Source organism: Luteibacter anthropi, from assembly GCF_023699965.1.
GTDB lineage: Bacteria > Pseudomonadota > Gammaproteobacteria > Xanthomonadales > Rhodanobacteraceae > Luteibacter > Luteibacter anthropi.
Window position 1 is genome coordinate 361,299 of the sequence record NZ_CP077072.1, and the last position, 16,947, is coordinate 378,245.

Below are 16,947 nucleotides of genomic sequence, written 5' to 3' on the forward strand. Positions count from 1 at the left end.
ATGACCGACCGCGTCCGCCTGTTCCAGACCCTGCCGCATACCTGCGGGTATTACGCCGAGCGGACGGCGCAAAATCTCGTGGTCGATCCGGGGGCACCTCACCTTGACCGGCTCTACGGTCCCGCACTGTCCAAGGGGTTTCGTCGCGCGGGCGGCCATCTCTATCTGCCGCAGTGTGTCTCCTGCCAGGCCTGCGTGCCCTGCCGTATCGACGTCGAGCGTTTCGAGCCCGACCGTACCCAGCGCCGCGGCCTGAAACGCAATGCAGACCTGACGGTGGCGGAGTCGATGCCCGGCTACAACGCCGAACGGCACGCGCTTTACGAGCGCTACCTGCATGCGCGGCATAGCGGCGGTGGCATGGACGCGGCGGATGCCGAAGACTTCCAGCGCTTCCTGAGCGCGCCGTGGAGTCCCACGCTGTTCCTCGAATTTCGCAAGGACAACCGTCTGCTCGGTGTGGCTGTCACTGACGTGCTGCTGGCCGGGCTTTCGGCCGTCTATACGTTTTACGACCCGGACGAAGCCGCGCGCAGCCTGGGCACCTTCGGCATCCTCCAGCAGGTGGCGCTGGCGCGGCGGCGCGGCATTCCGTATGTGTATCTGGGCTTCTGGATCGCCGGGCACCCGAAGATGGACTACAAGCGCCGCTTCAACGCGCTGGAAGTGCGCCGGCATGGTCGCTGGATACCCATGCCGGGCTGACCGGGCCTCTTACGGATAAAGCAGGCGGCTTGTCCAGCTTGTACCGTGGTCGGTATGCACGATGCGTTCGTGCAGGCGGAAGGTGGCGCCGTACCAGAACTCGATGCGATCCGGTTCCACGAGGTAGCCGCCCCAGTGCGGCGGACGCGTCACGTCTCGGCCGGCGAATTCCTTCTCAAAGTGGGCCACGCGCTCTTCGAAGGTCTGCCGGTCGGGCAGTTCCTGGCTCTGCTTCGAAGCCCAGGCACCGATCTGGCTGCCACGGGGGCGGCTGGCAAAGTAGGCATCGGACTCGGCATCGCCGACCTTCGACGCGCGGCCTTCGAAACGCACCTGGATGCCTTCGCGGATCTGCTTCCAGTGGAAACAGAGGGCGACCTGCTTGTGTTCGGCGATCTCGCCGGCCTTGGCGCTTTCGTAGTTGGTAAAGAAACGCAGGCCCAGCTCATCGATGGCCTTGAGCAGGACAATGCGCGAATGCACACGGCCACTGCCGTCGACGGTGGCGAGGTTCATCGCCGTGGGCTCGCGGTCGCCGCTGGCCCTGGCTTCGTCGAGCAGGCCACGGAAGGTATCGAGGATCTCGGGAGTGAGCATGACGGTGGGCTATGCTTCAGGCCATGGAAGCCCCCGATGCTAGCACGCTGGCCCAGGCCGTCCTTGGACGTTTCGTCGCGGGGATCGAGCCGTCGCGTCGGCCTTTCGTGCTCGGTGTTTCCGGCCTGCAGGGCAGCGGCAAGAGCACCCTCGCCGCCGCCCTCGTCACGGAGGCCGGGCATCGTGGCTGGGGTGCCGTGGCGCTGTCCCTGGACGACGTCTACCTGACCCACGCCGAACGCGACGCGCTGGGCCGCGACGTGCATCCCCTGCTGCGCACGCGTGGCGTGCCCGGCACCCACGACCTGTCCCTGCTCGGTACCACGCTGGATGCACTGGCGAAGGCGTCGCCTGAAAACCCGATTGCCGTACCGCGATTCGACAAGGGTCACGATGACCGCTACGACGCCCACCTGTGGCCCACGGTCGCCGGGGCGCCGCGACTGGTGGTGCTGGAAGGCTGGTGCCTCGGGGTCGGGCCGGAAACGGAATCCGCCCTGGATCGCCCCATCAATGCGCTGGAGCGCGACGAGGATGCCGACTGTCGCTGGCGGCGCTGGGTGAACGGCCAGCTGACCCGCTACGCATCCATCTGGCACCAGCTGGATGCGCTGGTGGTGTTGCAGGCGCCGTCCTGGGATGTCGTGGCGGGCTGGCGCGACGAGGCCGAACGGCCCCTGCGCGAGCGTGGCGAGCCACGTGCGATGGACGAAGCGGCACTGGCACGCTTCCTCCAGCACTACGAGCGACTGAGCCGGCACGCCCTGGCCACGCTGGGCGCAAACGCCGACTGGTGCATCCCCCTCGACCACAAACGCCACCCCGCCCTGTAGGAGCGCGCCTTGCGCGCGACCGGCGGATCCCCGGCACGGTCGACTCCCCCCTCCGGTAGCAACATAGCGTTGTAGGAGCGTGCTTGCGCGCGACCGACGGGGCCGAATCGTGCGATATCGCGATAACCGGTCGCGCGCAAGGCGCGCTCCTACAGGGGCGGGAGCAGCGATGTGTAGCCTTCGCGGGAATCCGGCCAGCGGCAGTAGAAGCCGCTCTGCCGCAACCGTGCGTTCGACAGCCGCTTGCTACCGACACCCGCCGGGCCGGGCCCGTCGGCCGGATGCGGCACGCCCAGCAGGTCGGCCAGATGGTCGTACAACACGTCGATCGGCAGCGGCGTGTCGTCCACGCCGACGTAAAGCGAGGCCGGCTTGTCCAGCGTCAGCACATGCACCAGAGAGGCCGCCGCATCGTCCACATGGATGCGGTTGGCAAACACCTCTTGCCCTCGCGGTACCACGACCTTGCCCTCGCGCAGGCGATCCAGCAGCTGCGTACGCCCCGGTCCGTAGAGCCCGGCGAAGCGCACCGCCACGCCACCAATGCCTTGCGCCGCCAGCCACTGCTCGGCCTCCAGCAACACGCGACCGTTGAAGCCGGGCGGATCGGGAGGCGTGTCCTCGTCGACCCAGCCCTCGCCCTGTGCGCCATACACCGCCGAGGACGACACGAACACCGTGCGCCGGGGCGGGTCTGGCAGTGCCTTCAGGAGGTTACGCAGTCCGTCCACGAACAGCGCCCGGTAAAGTGCTTCGTCGCGCCCATCCGGCGCGGGGGCGAAGATCACCGCATCCACCACCGGCAGGCGGCGCAATGTCGCAGGGTCGGTCAGGTCGCCACTCAGCCAGGTCACCGGATCGCCGGCCAGCGGCACTGGCCGCCGGCGCATGGCATAGACGCGATGCCCGCGCAGGGCAAGCTGGCGCGCCGCGCGCAGACCGATATCGCCCGCCCCCGCGACGAGGATCGTTTCATATCCGGAGGACGGCCTTGTTGCTAGCATGGGAGCAATGAATCCTTCGCCCAACCTCTTCCTGATAGGCCCCACGGGGGCCGGCAAGACGACGATCGGACAGCGCCTCGCGGCGCATTACGGTTTGCCGTTCGTCGACCTCGATGTGGAAATCGAATCGCGTTACGGCGCCACGGTGGCGACGATCTTCGAACGCGAAGGCGAGGCCGGTTTCCGGTCGCGCGAGAGCGCGCACCTCGACGAGTTTAGCCGTCGCGACGGCATCGTACTCGCCACCGGTGCCGGCGCCGTGCTCGATCCCGGCAACCGCGAACACCTGATGGCCCGCGGCACCGTGCTGATGCTCGGCGTGGAAGTCGACGAACAGCTCGACCGCCTGCAACACGACACGGCCCGTCCGATGATCGCCGGCGCCGATCGTCGCGGTCGGCTGGAAGCCCTGGCCGATGCACGCAATTACCTCTACGAGGAAATCGCGGACCTGATCTTCCACGGCCGCCACGAAAGCGTCGAAGACGCCGCCCCGCGCGCCGTGGCCCTCCTCGAACGCCACTGGAAACGCCGCTGATGGATACCGTCGACGTCGCCCTTGCCGGGCGCAGCTACCCCGTCTGGATCGGCCCCGGCCTGCTCGCCGACAGCGCCCGCTGGCGCGAACGCATCCGCGGTCGTCATGTGCTCGTGGTCAGCAATACCACCGTGGCACCGCTTTATCTCGATGCGCTGGCACGCGGCCTGGAAGGACTGCACTGGTCGTCCTTCCTGCTCGACGACGGCGAAACGCACAAGACCTTCGCCAACGTGGGCCGGGTACTCGACGCACTGGGTGCGCTGGGTGCGACCCGCGATGCCTGCGTCATCGCCCTGGGCGGTGGCGTGGTGGGCGATTTGGCCGGCTTCGCGGCGGCCTGCTGGATGCGTGGTATCGATTTCATCCAGGTGCCGACCACGCTGCTGGCCATGGTCGATTCGTCGGTGGGCGGCAAGACCGGCGTCAACCTGCCGGTGGGCAAGAACCTTGCCGGTGCCTTCCACCAGCCGCGCGCGGTGGTAGCCGATACCAGCCTGCTCGCCACACTGCCACAGCGCGAATACCTGGCCGGCGTGGCCGAGGTGGTGAAGGGCGCCGCCATCGGCGACCTGCCCTTCTTCGAATGGCTGGAAACCAACGCCGACGCACTCGCGCGACGCGAGGCCGCCGTGCTGGTGGAGGCCATCGCCCGCAAGTGTCGCTACAAGGCCGGCGTGGTCGCCCGTGACGAAACCGAACAGGGCGAACGCGCCCTGCTCAATCTCGGTCACACCTTCGGCCATGCGCTGGAAACCGCCGGCAACTACAGCGAGATCCTGCACGGCGAAGGCGTCGCCATTGGCATGGTGCTGGCGGCGCGATTGTCCGCCAGCCTCGGCATGGCGCCCGCGGAAGACACCCAGCGACTCGTCGCCCTGCTTACACGCCTGGGCCTGCCCGTGGAGCCGTCGAAAGTGCATACGGCCAGCCGCCTGCTCGACCTGATGCGCCTGGACAAGAAAAACACCGCCGGCACGCTGCGGCTCATCCTCTGGCGAGGCATCGGCAAGGCCGAGATCGTTTCCGGCGTACCCGACGCCGATGTGCTCGCCGTGCTGCAATGACGCACGGCGTGCGCCCCCCAGGGGGAGCGCCTACAATGGCCGGCCATGCGCTGTTCGGATCATCCGATGCGGATCTACCTGCAAACCTTGCCTGAACCGGGAGCGGAAGCACCCCGGTATGTCCAGATCTCGCTCGAACAGGACCTGTTCGGCGGCTGGACCCTCTACCGCGAAAGCGGCGTGCAGGGCGGCAAGGCCTCGCTCAAGCGCGATGTCTACCTGGAGTACGACAAGGCCCTCGTGGCCTTCGTCCGTGCCCGTGACGCACAACTGAAGAAGGGCCTGAAAGTGATGTTCAGCCAGGGCCAGGAGTCGGCACCGTGACCACCGACATCCTCCGCAACGATCGTTTCCTTCGCGCGCTGCGTCGCGAACCTACCGACACCACGCCGGTCTGGGTGATGCGCCAGGCAGGCCGCTACCTGCCGGAATACCGCGCCACTCGCACGAAGGCCGGCAGCTTCATGGGCTTGGCCACGCATCCGGAATATGCCTGCGAAGTCACGCTCCAGCCGCTGGAGCGTTTCGAGCTCGATGCGGCGATCCTGTTTTCCGACATCCTCACCATTCCCGATGCGATGGGTCTCGGCCTCTCGTTCGCGCAGGGTGAGGGTCCGCAGTTCGCGCATCCGGTGCGCGACGCGGCCGCCATTGAGCGGCTGACCGTGCCCGACATGGATGGCGCCCTGCGCTACGTGATGGATGCCGTTCGCCTGATCCGCAAGGAGCTGCACGGCCGCGTGCCACTCATCGGTTTCTCGGGCAGCCCGTGGACACTCGCCTGCTACATGGTCGAAGGCCAGGGCTCGCGTGATTTCGCTCGGGTGAAGGCCATGGCGTGGAACGAACCCGCCCTCGCCCATCGCCTGCTCGACGTGATCGCCCGCTCGGTGTCCGCCTACCTCATCGCGCAGGCACATGCCGGCGCGCAGGCGCTGATGGTGTTCGACACCTGGGGCGGTTTGCTCGGCCCGGTGCCGTTCCGCGAGTTCTCGCTGCGCTACATGGCGCAGGTGGTCGATGCGCTGAAGGCCGACGCCGTGGCACGCGAACTGCCGGTGATCCTGTTTTCCAAGGGTGCCAACGGGCATCTGGAAGCCATCGCCGACACCGGCTGCACGGGCGTGGGCCTGGACTGGACCATCGACATCGGCGAGGCGCGCCGCCGCATCGGTGAGCGCGTGGCGCTACAGGGCAACCTCGATCCGGCCGTGCTGCGTGCGTCGCCGGAGATCGTGATGCGCGAGGCACGCGCCGTGCTGGATGCCTTCGGCAACCACCCGGGCCACGTGTTCAACCTGGGCCACGGCATCACGCCGGAAGTGGATCCGGACAACGTGAAGGTGCTGGTGGATACCGTGCACGAGCACGGCCGGAAAATCCGGAACAACAACTGACACCGTAGGAGCGCGCCTTGCGCGCGACCGGATATGGCGAAGACCTTTGCAGGGTGTCGCATATCCGGTCGCGCGCAAGGCGCGCTCCTACAGGCGTATCGCTAGCGCGCAAGGCGCGCTCCTACAGGGGTATCGCTAGCGCGCGAGGCGCGCTCCTGCGATGCGATCAGAAGCGGTTGGGGCCTGCGATGTGGCACTTGGCCAGTTCGCCATGCGCGGTCGTTGCACCGGCCTGGTCGTCGGCCTGCAGGCGCATTTCGTACACCGTCTGCCAGTTGCGCGCGCAAAGGCTGCCCGACTTCGGGCCCATTTCGAAGGACTGCTTCGCCAGCTTCTCGGCGGTGGCGTAGTCCTGCTTGCGCACGGCGACTTCCGCGCGGTCCTGGATGAGCTCCGGGGCTTCCGGCGCCATCTTCAGGGCCTGCACCAGCTTGGTGTCGGCATCGTCGTACTTGCCCGCACGCTCATCGGCGAGGGCCGATTGTTCAAGGCCCTGCACGCCCGGATCGCGCAGCGGCGCGACTTCGATCGCCGACTTCTCGCGCTCACCCGCCGCGCGGATCTGGGCGACGATGTCGTAGTTGGGCTTGCTGGGACGGGTGGCCTGCGGCGGCGCAGGCTGGCTGCAGGCGGCGACGAGCGCGACGGTGACAATGGCGCAGATACGAAGGCGATACATGGGTCAATCCGTAGGATTACTGGGAACGGCCGGCGCGGGTTCCGCGTCGCCGCCGCCGAACATACCCTTGAATTGCTGCCAGAAACAGCCCTCCTCGCTTTCCGGCACGTAACCGGCCACGAACGGGAACTGCCGGGCGCCCTGGCAGGACGGATCGGTACGCTTGCCCGTCTGCGGATTCACCCAGGCCATTTCCAGCCCGTCGCCCAGGTCCGTGGACAGCGGACGCGTCGGCAGCTTGCGAAAAAGCTCCTGCCACACGCGCATGCTGCCCGTGGCGCCGTACAGGCGGGTGGGCTTGTTGTCGTCGCGGCCCATCCAGACGATGGCCAGGTGCTGGCCGGTGAAACCCGCGAACCAGCTGTCGCGCTGGCTGTCGCTGGTGCCCGTCTTGCCCGCCGCATGCAACACGCCGAGCGCCGAGTTACCGATGGCCGAGGCCGTGCCGCCGTTGACCACCTGCTGCATCGCCCACTTGATGAGTCGCGTAGGTGCCTGGTATTCGCCTTCGCCACCCTTCACCTCGTAGCGCTTGATCGTCTGGCCCTTCGCATCGACCACGCCGCGTACCGCCACCAGCGGCAAGGCGTGTCCGTCCGAAGCGATGAATTCATAAAGCTGCGCTACCTGGAACGGTGACAGGTCGATGGCGCCCAGCAACAGCGACGGGCTGGGGTTGACGTTCTCCAGGCCGAAGGATTCGAGGAAGCCCTTGATGCGTGCCACGCCCACCTGCATGCCGAGGTTCACCGTCGCCAGGTTCCACGAATGCACGAGGGCGTCGAGCATCGGCACCTGGCCGTGGATCTGCCGGTCGTCGTTCTTCGGTGTCCATGGCGTGCCGTCGGGCTGCATCATGTTGACCGGTTCGTCATCGACAATGGACGCGAGCGACCACTTCGACGGCTGCGACAGCGCCACGAGATACACCAGCGGCTTCACCAGCGAACCGATGGAGCGACGCGCATCGAGCGCACGGTTGAAGCCCTGCTCGCCCGGATCGCGCGAGCCGACCATCGCCAGCACGCTGCCATTGCTGGTGTCGGTAACCACGGCGGCGGCCTGCGCCTCTTCGCCACGCTTGCCGAGGCCCTTCACCGTGGTGAGGATCGCCTGCTCCGTATAAAGCTGGGCGGCGGGGTCGAGCGTCGTGAAGATGCTGAGGCTGCCGTCGCGCAATGCGGCTTCGTCGAAGTCGGCCGTGATCTGCGCACGCACCAACTGCATGAATGCAGGGAAACGGTTGTGCGGCAGCTGCGCATTGGCCGCGATACCCAGCGGCGAGGCCTGTGCCGTCTTCAGCTGTGCGTCGTCGAGCAGGCCGGTGTCGTGGAACTGCTGCAGCACGAGGTTGCGGCGCGACAGGGCCCGGTCCGGATAGCGACGCGGATCGTAATAGCTGGGGCCCTTCACAAGGCCCACGAGCAGTGCGATTTCCTGCGGACGCAGGTCTTCCATGCGACGGCCGAAGAAGAACTCCGCACCTGCCGCGAAACCATGCACGGCCTGGTTGCCCTGCTGACCAAGGAAGACCTCGTTCACATAGGCTTCGAGGATGCGTCCCTTGGAGTAATGCGCCTCCATCAGCAGCGAGAGGATCGCCTCGTTCACCTTGCGCAGCATGTTCTGGCTGCGATCGAGGAACAGGTTGCGAACCAGCTGCTGGGTGAGGGTGGAGCCGCCCTGCACCGTATGTCCTGCGCGCAGGTTGGCGAAGGACGCGCGGGCGATGGCCGAGAAATCCAGGCCGATGTGGTTCTTGAAGTCACGGTCCTCGACGGCCTGCAAACCCTGCACGAGCAGGGGCGGCACGTTGTCGAGGCGAACGATGCGGCGCTCTTCCTGCGCCGCGCCGTAGAAGGTGGCGATACGCGCCGGATCGAGATGGATCGACTTGATCGGCTTGTCGTTGGTGTCGTCCACCAGCGAGGCCACCGTGCCGTTGCCCAGCACGACGCGGATACGGTGCGGCAGCTCGCCGCCATCGGGGCCCGAGTAACCGCGCGACGCGATGATGAAGCGGGCGCCGTTCTTCGAATAGCTGCCCTGCACCTTGCCGTTGCCCTCTGGCGTGTAGCCGGCGAAGGTCAGCTCCAGTTCCAGGGTGGTCGGCGTCATCGCCCGGCCCGGCTCCAGCAGCAGCGGGCGCGCGTAGACGCGCGTGGGCACCGCGAAGACGAGATCGTTGAAGCGCTCCTGCAGACGCGAATTCAGGATCAGCGTATAGGGCAGCAGGAAGCCGAACAGCAGGCCCATCACGAGCCAGAACGGGATGCGCAGCCAGGGCCACGCCGTACGCAGGAAGGAACCGAGACGAGTCAGGAAAGCCAACGCGGGGAGGTCCTGGGGAAGTAGGTATGAGTGGGGATCATAGGGGCATACCCCCGGCGCCCATCTGAACGGATGCTGGCAATGCGGTGGCGATCGGAGTCAGGCGGGAGGACGCCACATGGCCGGATCCGGCCGGAACGGCCTCGGATGCACGTCCAGCACCTGCTCAAGGGCGGTATTGTCGGCGATCAGGTCGCTATCGAGCCGTTGAATGGGCCCACGCACGCGCGGCACCAGCCATGCGGCCAGCGACAGGGCAAAACCCGGTACGGGGATCGGCACGGTGGCAAAGCCACTGCTGCGACGCACCCGGCGGAACATTTCAGTGACCCCCAGACGCTCGCCTCCGCCGATGGGAAAGGTCTTGCCTCGCGCCTGGCTACGAACGAGGGCCGCCACCATGGCTGCCGCAATGTCGTCGGCATGCACCGGCTGGCGCTGGCCCCGTCCACCCGGAAGGGGAAACACACGGCGACGGGTGGCCTGCCTCACCATCGGCGTCAGGCTGTTATCGAGCCCCGCACCGTAGACCAGGGTGGGCCGAAATAAGGTCCAGGGCATGCCGCGCGATGCGCAGGAAGCACTGAGCAGTGTCTCTGCGGCACGCAGCCGCCGTGAAAGGTCGCGCTCGGCAGGCACATCGGAGTAGCGCTTGCTTTCGGCGCTCATCGACGATGTCGCGATGATATGGGGCGTGCCTTCCAGCCGTGTCGCGGACAGCCACTCGGCCAGGCAATCCAGCGGGCCACAGGACAGAATGGCCCGCAGGCGCGGCAGCGATGGCATGGCATGCGGCAAGCCACCTTTGATCCATGTTGAGTCGCCTTCCGGAGCACTGCGACTCAGGCAGAGCACCTCGTTGCCCAGGCCATGCAGCCGGGGCAGGAGGTAATGGCCGATCTGGCTGGATGCACCGATGACAAGAATCGTCATGCGCTGACTCAGCGTCCCGTCGCGATGCGCTCGTAAGCGCTTTGCAGGCGGGGATCGTCGGGGACGTAATGGCGGGCCCGGTCGAGCGAGGTGAAAGCACCCTGCCGATCACCCTGCGAGGCGCGCTGCAAGGCGTTGTCGATCCAGGCGCTGCCGAGGCGATGGCGCATTTCGCCCTGCGAGGCGTCACCTGGCGCAAGGTCGGACATCGTCGCGTAGAGATCTTCCGCGCGCTTCACGTTGCCGTTGGAAACCGCCTGGAGCATCAGCTTTTCCACCTGCGCGGGAAGGCCCTGCAACCCCGCGCGGGCCGCCGGGTCGTTGCCGTCGATGGCCAGCGCATTGCGATAAAGGTCGTAGGCGCTGTCACCGGGTGGATCCATGATCTCGCCACGGCCGACGGCAGCCTGCGCCCGCTGCACCAGCGCGACAACCCGGGCTTTCTGCTCGGGGCTGACGGCCAGCGATGCTTCGGCCGTATCGCCCTGCTGGCCGCCCGCCTGCGCCATGGGCAGCTTGCCGGCCTTCGGCGCGGCGGGTGCGGCGCTCCTCAGGTCGGCGCCAGCGATGCGGGCGCGCGCAGCGGCCAGCTCTGCCGATTTCGGCGCCAGCTTGGCCGCCTCGTCGAGCAGACTCGCAGCGTGGTCGTCGTCTTCGCTGTCGATAGCTGCATTGGCCTGCACGATGAGCGCCTGGGCCACCTGCCCGAGACCTGCTTTCGCGTCGGCGTTGTCGGGGTCGAGCGCAAGGGCCGCGCGAAAACGGGCCAGGGCATTGTCGTCGCCCTCGCCGGTGAAGCGTCCGGCGCGCATGGCGTCGGTACCCTGCTGCACGAGCGCGGCCACGGCCTGGTCGTCCTGCTTGCGGGTCTCGGCCAGCGAGGCGCGCAGTGCGGGGAGGTCGCCATAGTTGGGCACCAGCAGGGCGATGCGGTCTACGAGGGCGTTGGCCTTTGCCTTGTCGTTGTCGGCCATGGCCTGGCGCGCCTGCGCTGCGAGACCGTCGCCCACCTTGTCGAGGCCCCGCGCCGCCACGGCATTGTTCTTGTCGGCGTCCAGCACGCGACGATAAAGCGGACCTGCGCCGTCGTCTCCATCGAGCTTGCCGGCGGCGAGTGCCTGCTGCGCCTGGTCGATCAGGGTTTCTGTCTGCGACTGCGGATTGCGCGCGGTGGAGAGGCGCTGGCTGAGCTGTTCGATATCGCTGCCGCCGCCCAGGAGTTCGCGGGCGACATTGAGCGCGGCTTCCGCCTCATCGAGGTGGCCGGCACTGAGCGCGGCGTCTGCGCGGGCCACCTCGGCCTGCCCCACCCGGCGCAGGCCGTCGCGGGCCTGATCGCTGTCGGGCTGCTGGTCGCGGGCTTTTTCGAAGAGTTCGCGGGCGCTGTCGCCGTTGCTACCGTCGAGGCGGCCGGCATCGAGTGCCTGGTTGGCCTGGGTCAGCAGATCGTTGAGTTCGGTGCGCGGCAGCATGGTGCGCAGGCGATCCTGCTGCAGCCACAGGGCCGTGACTGCGCCGATGAGCACGAGCACGAGGAACGGGATGAGCCAACCGCGCTTGCGCGGACGCTTCGGCGGCGGCACGGGCGCATGCCCGCCGCGACGGCGCGGTTCGTCGATGACGATATGGGGCAGGCCGTCGTCCGCGGGCGGCGGTGTGGGCTTGTCCAGGTCGTCGAGCCGGCCGAGCGTGGGCTCGGTACGGCCGTGGTGGTCGTGGGAATCTCTGCGTCCGCTCATGGGAATGGATCGTCCTTACCAGCACCGGAGCTTAACATTCGCGTGTGAACGGGCGTTGTAGGGCGGTTAATCCTCAGCTTTCGGCTTCGCCGGTCGCGCGCGAGGCGCGCTCCTACAGTGGCTGGGCTTCGCTCCGGTCCGGTCGCGCGCAAGGCGCGCTCCTACAGTGGTAGGGCTTCGCTCCGGCCTGGTCGCGCGCGAGGCGCGCTCCTACATGGCGCTCGTGTAGGAGCGCGCCTTGCGCGCGACCGGGCGGAGCGGTATTCACTGGTTCAAAGCTGCACGCGGATCTTCGTCGCGGCCCGCTTGGCCTTCTCGAGGGCCTCGTCGATGCTACCTCCCCGCGCCAGGGTCACCGCCATGCGACGACGGCCACGCACCTCGGGCTTGCCGAAGATGCGAAGCATGGTGCCGGTCTCGGCCAGCGCCTCGGCGATGCCGTGGTAGGTGGGCGCATGACCCTCGCCCTCGACCAGCACCGCGCACGATGCCGCCGGACCGAAGGCATGAATCTCGGGAACCGGCAGGCCCAGGATAGCGCGCGCATGCAGGGCGAATTCCGAAAGATCCTGCGAAATAAGCGTAACCAGGCCGGTATCGTGGGGACGCGGGCTGACTTCGGAGAAAATGACCTCGTCGCCGCGCACGAAGAACTCCACGCCGAACACACCCCAGCCACCCAGCGCGGCGGTAATGGCATCGGCCTGGCCCTCGGCGGCAGCCTTCGCCGCATCGCTCATCGGCTGCGGCTGCCACGACTCGCGATAATCACCATCCTCCTGGCGATGCCCGATGGGCGCACAGAACGACACCCCATCACGATGGCGCACCGTCAGCAGGGTGATCTCGTAATCGAAATCGATGAACCCCTCGACGATCACTCGGCCCTTGCCCGCGCGGCCACCCGACTGCGCGTATTCCCAGGCGGCGTCGGCATCCTCCGTGCGGCGGACCACGCTCTGCCCCTTGCCGGACGAACTCATCACCGGCTTCACCACGCAAGGCGTGCCCAGTTCGGCCACAGCGGCGAGAAAGGCCTCGCGCGTATCGCAGAACCGGTAGGGCGAGGTGGGCAGGCCCAGTTCCTCCGCCGCAAGGCGACGGATGCCCTCGCGATCCATCGTGAGCCACGCTGCCTTTGCCGTGGGAATGACCTTCAGTCCCTGCTTTTCAAGCTCGACCAGGGTCGGCGTATGGATGGCCTCGATCTCCGGCACCACCAGGTGTGGCTTTTCCTGCTCGATGAGGGCGCGCAGGGCGGCGCCATCGAGCATGTCGATCACATGGCTGCGGTGGGCCACCTGCATGGCGGGCGCATTGGCGTAGCGATCGACCGCGATCACCTCGACCGCGAAGCGCTGGAGTTCGATGGCCACTTCCTTGCCGAGCTCGCCGGAACCCAGCAGCAGCACCCGCAGGGCGTTATCGGAATGGGGGGTGCCGAAGGTATGCATGAGGAGGCCTTGCCGGGGTCGGGAAACGCCTAGTGTACCGGCTGATCCCCCTGTCTCCGTCGGCACTTGACTCCGGCTGCGAACGTGATGAGATGCAGCTGTCCCCGTTGCCGGACGTACGCCCATGAGACGCTGTCTTGCCGTTCTCGCCGTACTTTCGTGCCTTGCCATCCAGCCGGCCCTGGCCGAACGTCGCTGGATGACCGTCCTGCTGGACGGCCGCAAGGTGGGAAGCCTGCAAATCGATCGCGACGTCACGCCCGATGCCGTCACCACGACGCAGACCCTCGACTTCCGCCTGACCCGCATCCACACGCCCCTGGTGACGCATACCACGGTGAAGACCGTGGAAGCACCCGACGGTACCCCGCTGGCCTTCTATGCCAACAGCAACATGTCGTCGAAGGAGAGCGTGGTGGAAGGAACCTCCCGTCAGGACGGCACCTTCCAGGTATCGAACACCGTCGGCGGCGAATCGCAGGTCAACCTGCTGATCTGGCCAACCGGGGCGGCACTGATCGAGGGCCAGCGACTGGCGACGGTCGCCCACGGATTTCGTGCAGGAACGACGTATCGCGTGCGCAACTTCGATTCGGTGAGACAGCAGGTCGCCACGGTGGATGTCGCCGTCGTGGGCGACGAAACCATAGAGATGCCCGATGGCAGCCATGAGCACCTTCATCACCTGCGCCAATCGCTGGTCAACGTACCTTCGGCGCATCCGGTCGATATCTGGGTGGACGACCAGGGAGCCATCCGGCGTGGCATTTCACCCCTGCTTGGCTTCCGCCTGGAAATGACCGCCTGCAACCAGGCGTGCGCCCAGGCCCCCGACCAGGACCTGGATATCCTGCGTGCAGCGCTGATCGATTCGCCACGGGCACTGACACCGAACTTCCGCTCCGCACCGATGCGCTACACCATCACCGTGCGCGGCAACCATCCCGAGCCGTTCATCGAGACGGACGAACAACATGTATCGTCATTGGGCGATGGCATGTATTACGTCGATATCGGCTTTGCACGCCCTGGCAGGGAAAGCTCGCCTTCTGGCGAGGACACGGCACCCAGCCCATGGGTGCAATCCGATTCTCCCCGAATCGCGGACTTCGCGAAATCGATCGTCGGAGACGCGAAAACCGACCTGCAGCGCATGCGCAAGCTGCGTGCCTTCCTGTCCGATTACATCGACCAGAAAGGCCTCGACGTGGGCTACGCATCGGCCCTGGAAACACTGGACAGCCGTCGTGGCGACTGCACCGAGCATGCCGTTCTGCTCACCGCACTGGCGCGTTCGCTCGGCATTCCGGCGCGGATGGTTACCGGCATCGCTTATGTGGAACGGATGGGAGGTGCATCGCGCGTCTTCGTGCCGCATGCCTGGACGCAGGCCTATATCGACGGGCGCTGGATCAGTTTCGATTCCGCCGAGCGACGTTTCGACTCGACGCACATCGCCCTGGGTACCGGCAATGGTGACCCGTGGCGTTTCTTCGCCGCGATGAATACCTTGCGAGACATACGCATCGACAAGGCCCAGCCATCGTCGAACCTGATCGACCTTCCTGGTCCGGCCGAAGGTGGCTTCGTTGGCTCGGCAGGTGCGGGCAGCGAACGCTGAAGGCGTCAGTCGCCGGAAGATCCCCGGGCAAGCGACCAGCCCACCGCCAGCCAGCCGGCGATGAAGGCAATGCCGCCCACCGGCGTGATGATGCCGACCCAGCGCGGGGCACCCAGCGTCAGCACGTAGAGACTGCCGCAAAAGAGCACGATGCCCACGGCGAAGGACACGATAGCCGTCTTGCGACCACCGCCGGCCGGCAGGCCCAATGCGGCAGCGAGCAAGGCCAGCGTGTGCCAGAAGTGATACTGCACGGCGGTGTGCCACGGCTGCATCGCCTGCGCATCGACCAGCCCGCGCAGGGCATGGGCCCCAAAGGCACCGAGGATCACGGCAGTGGCGCCGGACAGGGCGACGGTGAGTGCCGTGGCGCCGTTGACACGATGTCGCATCATGGGGAATTCCTGTCTCCTGGAGCCATGACGGCGGGAAGGGTGGCGTATGCTTCGGACGATATCTCGCGGAGTGTCGCATGAAGTCGTCCTCTTTCCGCAGGGTCGTGCTGGCCCTGTTCGCCTTCGTCGCCCTGGCAGGTCTTGCCGGCTGCCAGCGCGAACCGCAGCCCGAGTGGCGTCTGAATGATGTCTCCGGCCACCTGCCCGACCTCGACTTCAAGCTGGTGGACGACCAGGGCCGCAACGTGACCGGTGCCGATTACAAGGGCAAGGTTGCCATCCTGTACTTCGGCTACACCCACTGCCCTGATGTCTGCCCGCTCACCCTGACCCAGCTTCATGTGGTGCTCGACCGCCTGGGGCCGGCGGCGGAGAACGTGCGCATTCTTTTCGTCAGCGTCGATCCCAAGCGGGACACGCCGTCGGTGATGCATAGCTATGTCACCGCGTTCGACAAGCGTGCCATCGGCCTCAGCGGCCCCGACCCCGAACTGGAGAAACTGGCCAAGCGCTATCGCTCGGCATTCTCCCGTGAACCGGACCGTGGCGATGGCAACTACGAGGTGAGCCACAGCTCGGCCATCTTCATCTTCGACGCGCAGGGCAAGGCCCGCCTGCTTGCCACGCCATCGGCCTCGCAGGACGACATCGTGCACGATCTCACGCTGCTCACCACGCTGGAGAACCACTCGTGATGCTTCGTTCCGTTGCCTTCGCGCTCGTTCTTGTCGCCGGTGGCACACATGCCAGCGACAAACCTGCAAACAAAACTGTAGCGAAAACGCCGGCGACCGCCTCGCCCGTCATTGCATCGGACGGATGGATTCGCGTATTGCCCGGCACGCTGCCTGCGGGTGGTTTCGTGACATTCGAGAACACCTCGGACCGGGCGCTGTCGATCGTGTCGGCGGACAGTGCCGACTACGGCGACGTGATGATCCATCGCAGCAGCACCGAAGGTGGCATGGGCCGCATGGAAATGGTGGACAGCGTGCCGCTGCCGGCAAAGCAGAAGACGTCGTTCTCGCCCGGCGGTTATCACGTGATGCTGATGGACGCGAAGCACCCGGTGAAAGCCGGCGATACGCTCACGGTGACGTTCAAGCTCTCCGATGGTGAAGCCGTGCCTGTAAAAATGCTGGCCCGCCCGGCAAACGCCACCGGCCCCCACGGCTAACCCGCAGGAGCGCGCCTGGCGCGCGACAGCTTCGCGCGCAAGCACCACGATGGATGCCCCCCTGTAGGAGCGCGCCGGCGCGCGACCGGGCGTGAGTAAGCATCCATCATCGCGATAACGCCATCGTGATCAAGGTTTCGCGAAAACCTGTCGCGCGCAAGGCGCGCTCCTACAGGGTTATTTCACGAAGAAGGTGGTGGGCAGGGTTATTTCACGACGAAGGTGGTGGGGGCTTCGTGGGGGTGGAGTTCTTCGCGGTAGAGTTCTTCTACCGATGCCGTCGGGGGCCCCTGGTGGAGCCATGCCTCCAACTGATCGATGGCGACCGCCTCGCCGTACGCCACTACCTCGACGCTTCCATCGAGCAGGTTGCGCGCGTGGCCGGCAAGCTTCAAGGCCACGGCCTGGTCACGGGTAGACGCGCGAAAGAACACGCCCTGTACCCGGCCCCTGACGATGAAGCGTGCGGCATTCATC

Annotated in this window: 18 protein-coding genes; 9 read left to right on the forward strand and 9 right to left on the reverse strand. The window is 66.6% G+C overall.

From position 1 onward, the window contains the following. Nucleotides 1–705, forward strand: a complete 705-nt coding sequence (locus KR767_RS01635) for an arginyltransferase (RefSeq protein WP_250877905.1) — start codon at nucleotides 1–3, stop codon at nucleotides 703–705. Nucleotides 706–714: 9 nt separating this feature from the next. Here the strand turns inward: KR767_RS01635 and pdxH are convergent, their stop codons facing one another. Next, complete coding sequence (gene pdxH / locus KR767_RS01640) at nucleotides 715–1,302, reverse strand: pyridoxamine 5'-phosphate oxidase (RefSeq protein WP_250877906.1); 588 nt, start codon at nucleotides 1,300–1,302, stop codon at nucleotides 715–717. Between the two features lie 23 nt (nucleotides 1,303–1,325). Between pdxH and KR767_RS01645 the strand changes: the two genes are divergently transcribed. Then, nucleotides 1,326–2,135 carry a kinase gene (locus tag KR767_RS01645; RefSeq protein ID WP_250877907.1) on the forward strand — a complete coding sequence of 270 codons (810 nt, stop codon included), beginning with the start codon at nucleotides 1,326–1,328 and terminating at the stop codon, nucleotides 2,133–2,135. 149 nt (nucleotides 2,136–2,284) lie between these two features. On the opposite strand, the gene KR767_RS01650 is transcribed toward KR767_RS01645, so the two are convergent. Next, nucleotides 2,285–3,139, reverse strand: a complete 855-nt coding sequence (locus KR767_RS01650) for an NAD-dependent epimerase/dehydratase family protein (protein ID WP_250877908.1) — start codon at nucleotides 3,137–3,139, stop codon at nucleotides 2,285–2,287. 7 nt (nucleotides 3,140–3,146) lie between these two features. Here KR767_RS01650 and KR767_RS01655 point away from each other — a divergent pair, with 7 nt between their 5' ends. From KR767_RS01655 to hemE, 4 genes are all read left to right on the forward strand, one after another. Then, nucleotides 3,147–3,677: a shikimate kinase gene (locus tag KR767_RS01655; RefSeq protein ID WP_250877909.1), complete on the forward strand. Its 531-nt coding sequence runs from the start codon at nucleotides 3,147–3,149 to the stop codon at nucleotides 3,675–3,677. Next, on the forward strand, nucleotides 3,677–4,744 hold the full coding sequence (gene aroB, locus KR767_RS01660) for a 3-dehydroquinate synthase (RefSeq protein ID WP_250877910.1): 1,068 nt from the start codon (nucleotides 3,677–3,679) through the stop codon (nucleotides 4,742–4,744). The genes KR767_RS01655 and aroB overlap by 1 nt, the downstream gene beginning before the upstream one ends. 66 nt (nucleotides 4,745–4,810) lie before the next feature. Further along, nucleotides 4,811–5,068 carry a WGR domain-containing protein gene (locus KR767_RS01665; protein ID WP_166952691.1) on the forward strand — a complete coding sequence of 86 codons (258 nt, stop codon included), beginning with the start codon at nucleotides 4,811–4,813 and terminating at the stop codon, nucleotides 5,066–5,068. Further along, nucleotides 5,065–6,141 (forward strand): uroporphyrinogen decarboxylase, encoded by a 1,077-nt coding sequence (gene hemE / locus KR767_RS01670; protein WP_250877911.1) that lies wholly within the window; start codon nucleotides 5,065–5,067, stop codon nucleotides 6,139–6,141. The genes KR767_RS01665 and hemE overlap by 4 nt, the downstream gene beginning before the upstream one ends. Nucleotides 6,142–6,307: 166 nt before the next feature. Here hemE and KR767_RS01675 read toward each other — a convergent pair whose 3' ends face one another. From KR767_RS01675 to purT, 5 genes are all read right to left on the reverse strand, one after another. Beyond that, on the reverse strand, nucleotides 6,308–6,820 hold the full coding sequence (locus KR767_RS01675; protein WP_250877912.1) for a tetratricopeptide repeat protein: 513 nt from the start codon (nucleotides 6,818–6,820) through the stop codon (nucleotides 6,308–6,310). Nucleotides 6,821–6,823: 3 nt separating this feature from the next. Continuing rightward, nucleotides 6,824–9,151 carry a penicillin-binding protein 1B gene (mrcB, locus tag KR767_RS01680; RefSeq protein WP_166952682.1) on the reverse strand — a complete coding sequence of 776 codons (2,328 nt, stop codon included), beginning with the start codon at nucleotides 9,149–9,151 and terminating at the stop codon, nucleotides 6,824–6,826. A gap of 99 nt (nucleotides 9,152–9,250) precedes the next feature. Then, nucleotides 9,251–10,084, reverse strand: a complete 834-nt coding sequence (locus KR767_RS01685) for an SDR family oxidoreductase (protein ID WP_250877913.1) — start codon at nucleotides 10,082–10,084, stop codon at nucleotides 9,251–9,253. Nucleotides 10,085–10,092: 8 nt separating this feature from the next. Beyond that, a complete protein-coding gene (locus KR767_RS01690; RefSeq protein WP_250877914.1) occupies nucleotides 10,093–11,823 on the reverse strand; it encodes a tetratricopeptide repeat protein in 1,731 nt (576 codons plus the stop codon). Between the two features lie 272 nt (nucleotides 11,824–12,095). Continuing rightward, nucleotides 12,096–13,277 (reverse strand): formate-dependent phosphoribosylglycinamide formyltransferase, encoded by a 1,182-nt coding sequence (gene purT, locus KR767_RS01695; protein WP_166952674.1) that lies wholly within the window; start codon nucleotides 13,275–13,277, stop codon nucleotides 12,096–12,098. A gap of 124 nt (nucleotides 13,278–13,401) precedes the next feature. Here purT and KR767_RS01700 point away from each other — a divergent pair, with 124 nt between their 5' ends. After that, complete coding sequence (locus tag KR767_RS01700) at nucleotides 13,402–14,898, forward strand: transglutaminase-like domain-containing protein (protein ID WP_166952671.1); 1,497 nt, start codon at nucleotides 13,402–13,404, stop codon at nucleotides 14,896–14,898. A gap of 5 nt (nucleotides 14,899–14,903) precedes the next feature. On the opposite strand, the gene KR767_RS01705 is transcribed toward KR767_RS01700, so the two are convergent. Continuing rightward, nucleotides 14,904–15,290 carry a DUF423 domain-containing protein gene (locus tag KR767_RS01705; RefSeq protein ID WP_166952803.1) on the reverse strand — a complete coding sequence of 129 codons (387 nt, stop codon included), beginning with the start codon at nucleotides 15,288–15,290 and terminating at the stop codon, nucleotides 14,904–14,906. A gap of 80 nt (nucleotides 15,291–15,370) precedes the next feature. Between KR767_RS01705 and KR767_RS01710 the strand changes: the two genes are divergently transcribed. Together KR767_RS01710 and KR767_RS01715 are read left to right on the forward strand one after the other, a co-directional pair. Beyond that, nucleotides 15,371–15,988 carry an SCO family protein gene (locus tag KR767_RS01710; RefSeq protein WP_166952668.1) on the forward strand — a complete coding sequence of 206 codons (618 nt, stop codon included), beginning with the start codon at nucleotides 15,371–15,373 and terminating at the stop codon, nucleotides 15,986–15,988. After that, a complete protein-coding gene (locus tag KR767_RS01715; protein ID WP_250879209.1) occupies nucleotides 15,988–16,470 on the forward strand; it encodes a copper chaperone PCu(A)C in 483 nt (160 codons plus the stop codon). The genes KR767_RS01710 and KR767_RS01715 overlap by 1 nt, the downstream gene beginning before the upstream one ends. A gap of 206 nt (nucleotides 16,471–16,676) precedes the next feature. On the opposite strand, the gene KR767_RS01720 is transcribed toward KR767_RS01715, so the two are convergent. Continuing rightward, on the reverse strand, nucleotides 16,677–16,946 hold the full coding sequence (locus KR767_RS01720; RefSeq protein ID WP_250877915.1) for an acylphosphatase: 270 nt from the start codon (nucleotides 16,944–16,946) through the stop codon (nucleotides 16,677–16,679). Nucleotide 16,947: the final 1 nt, after the last annotated feature.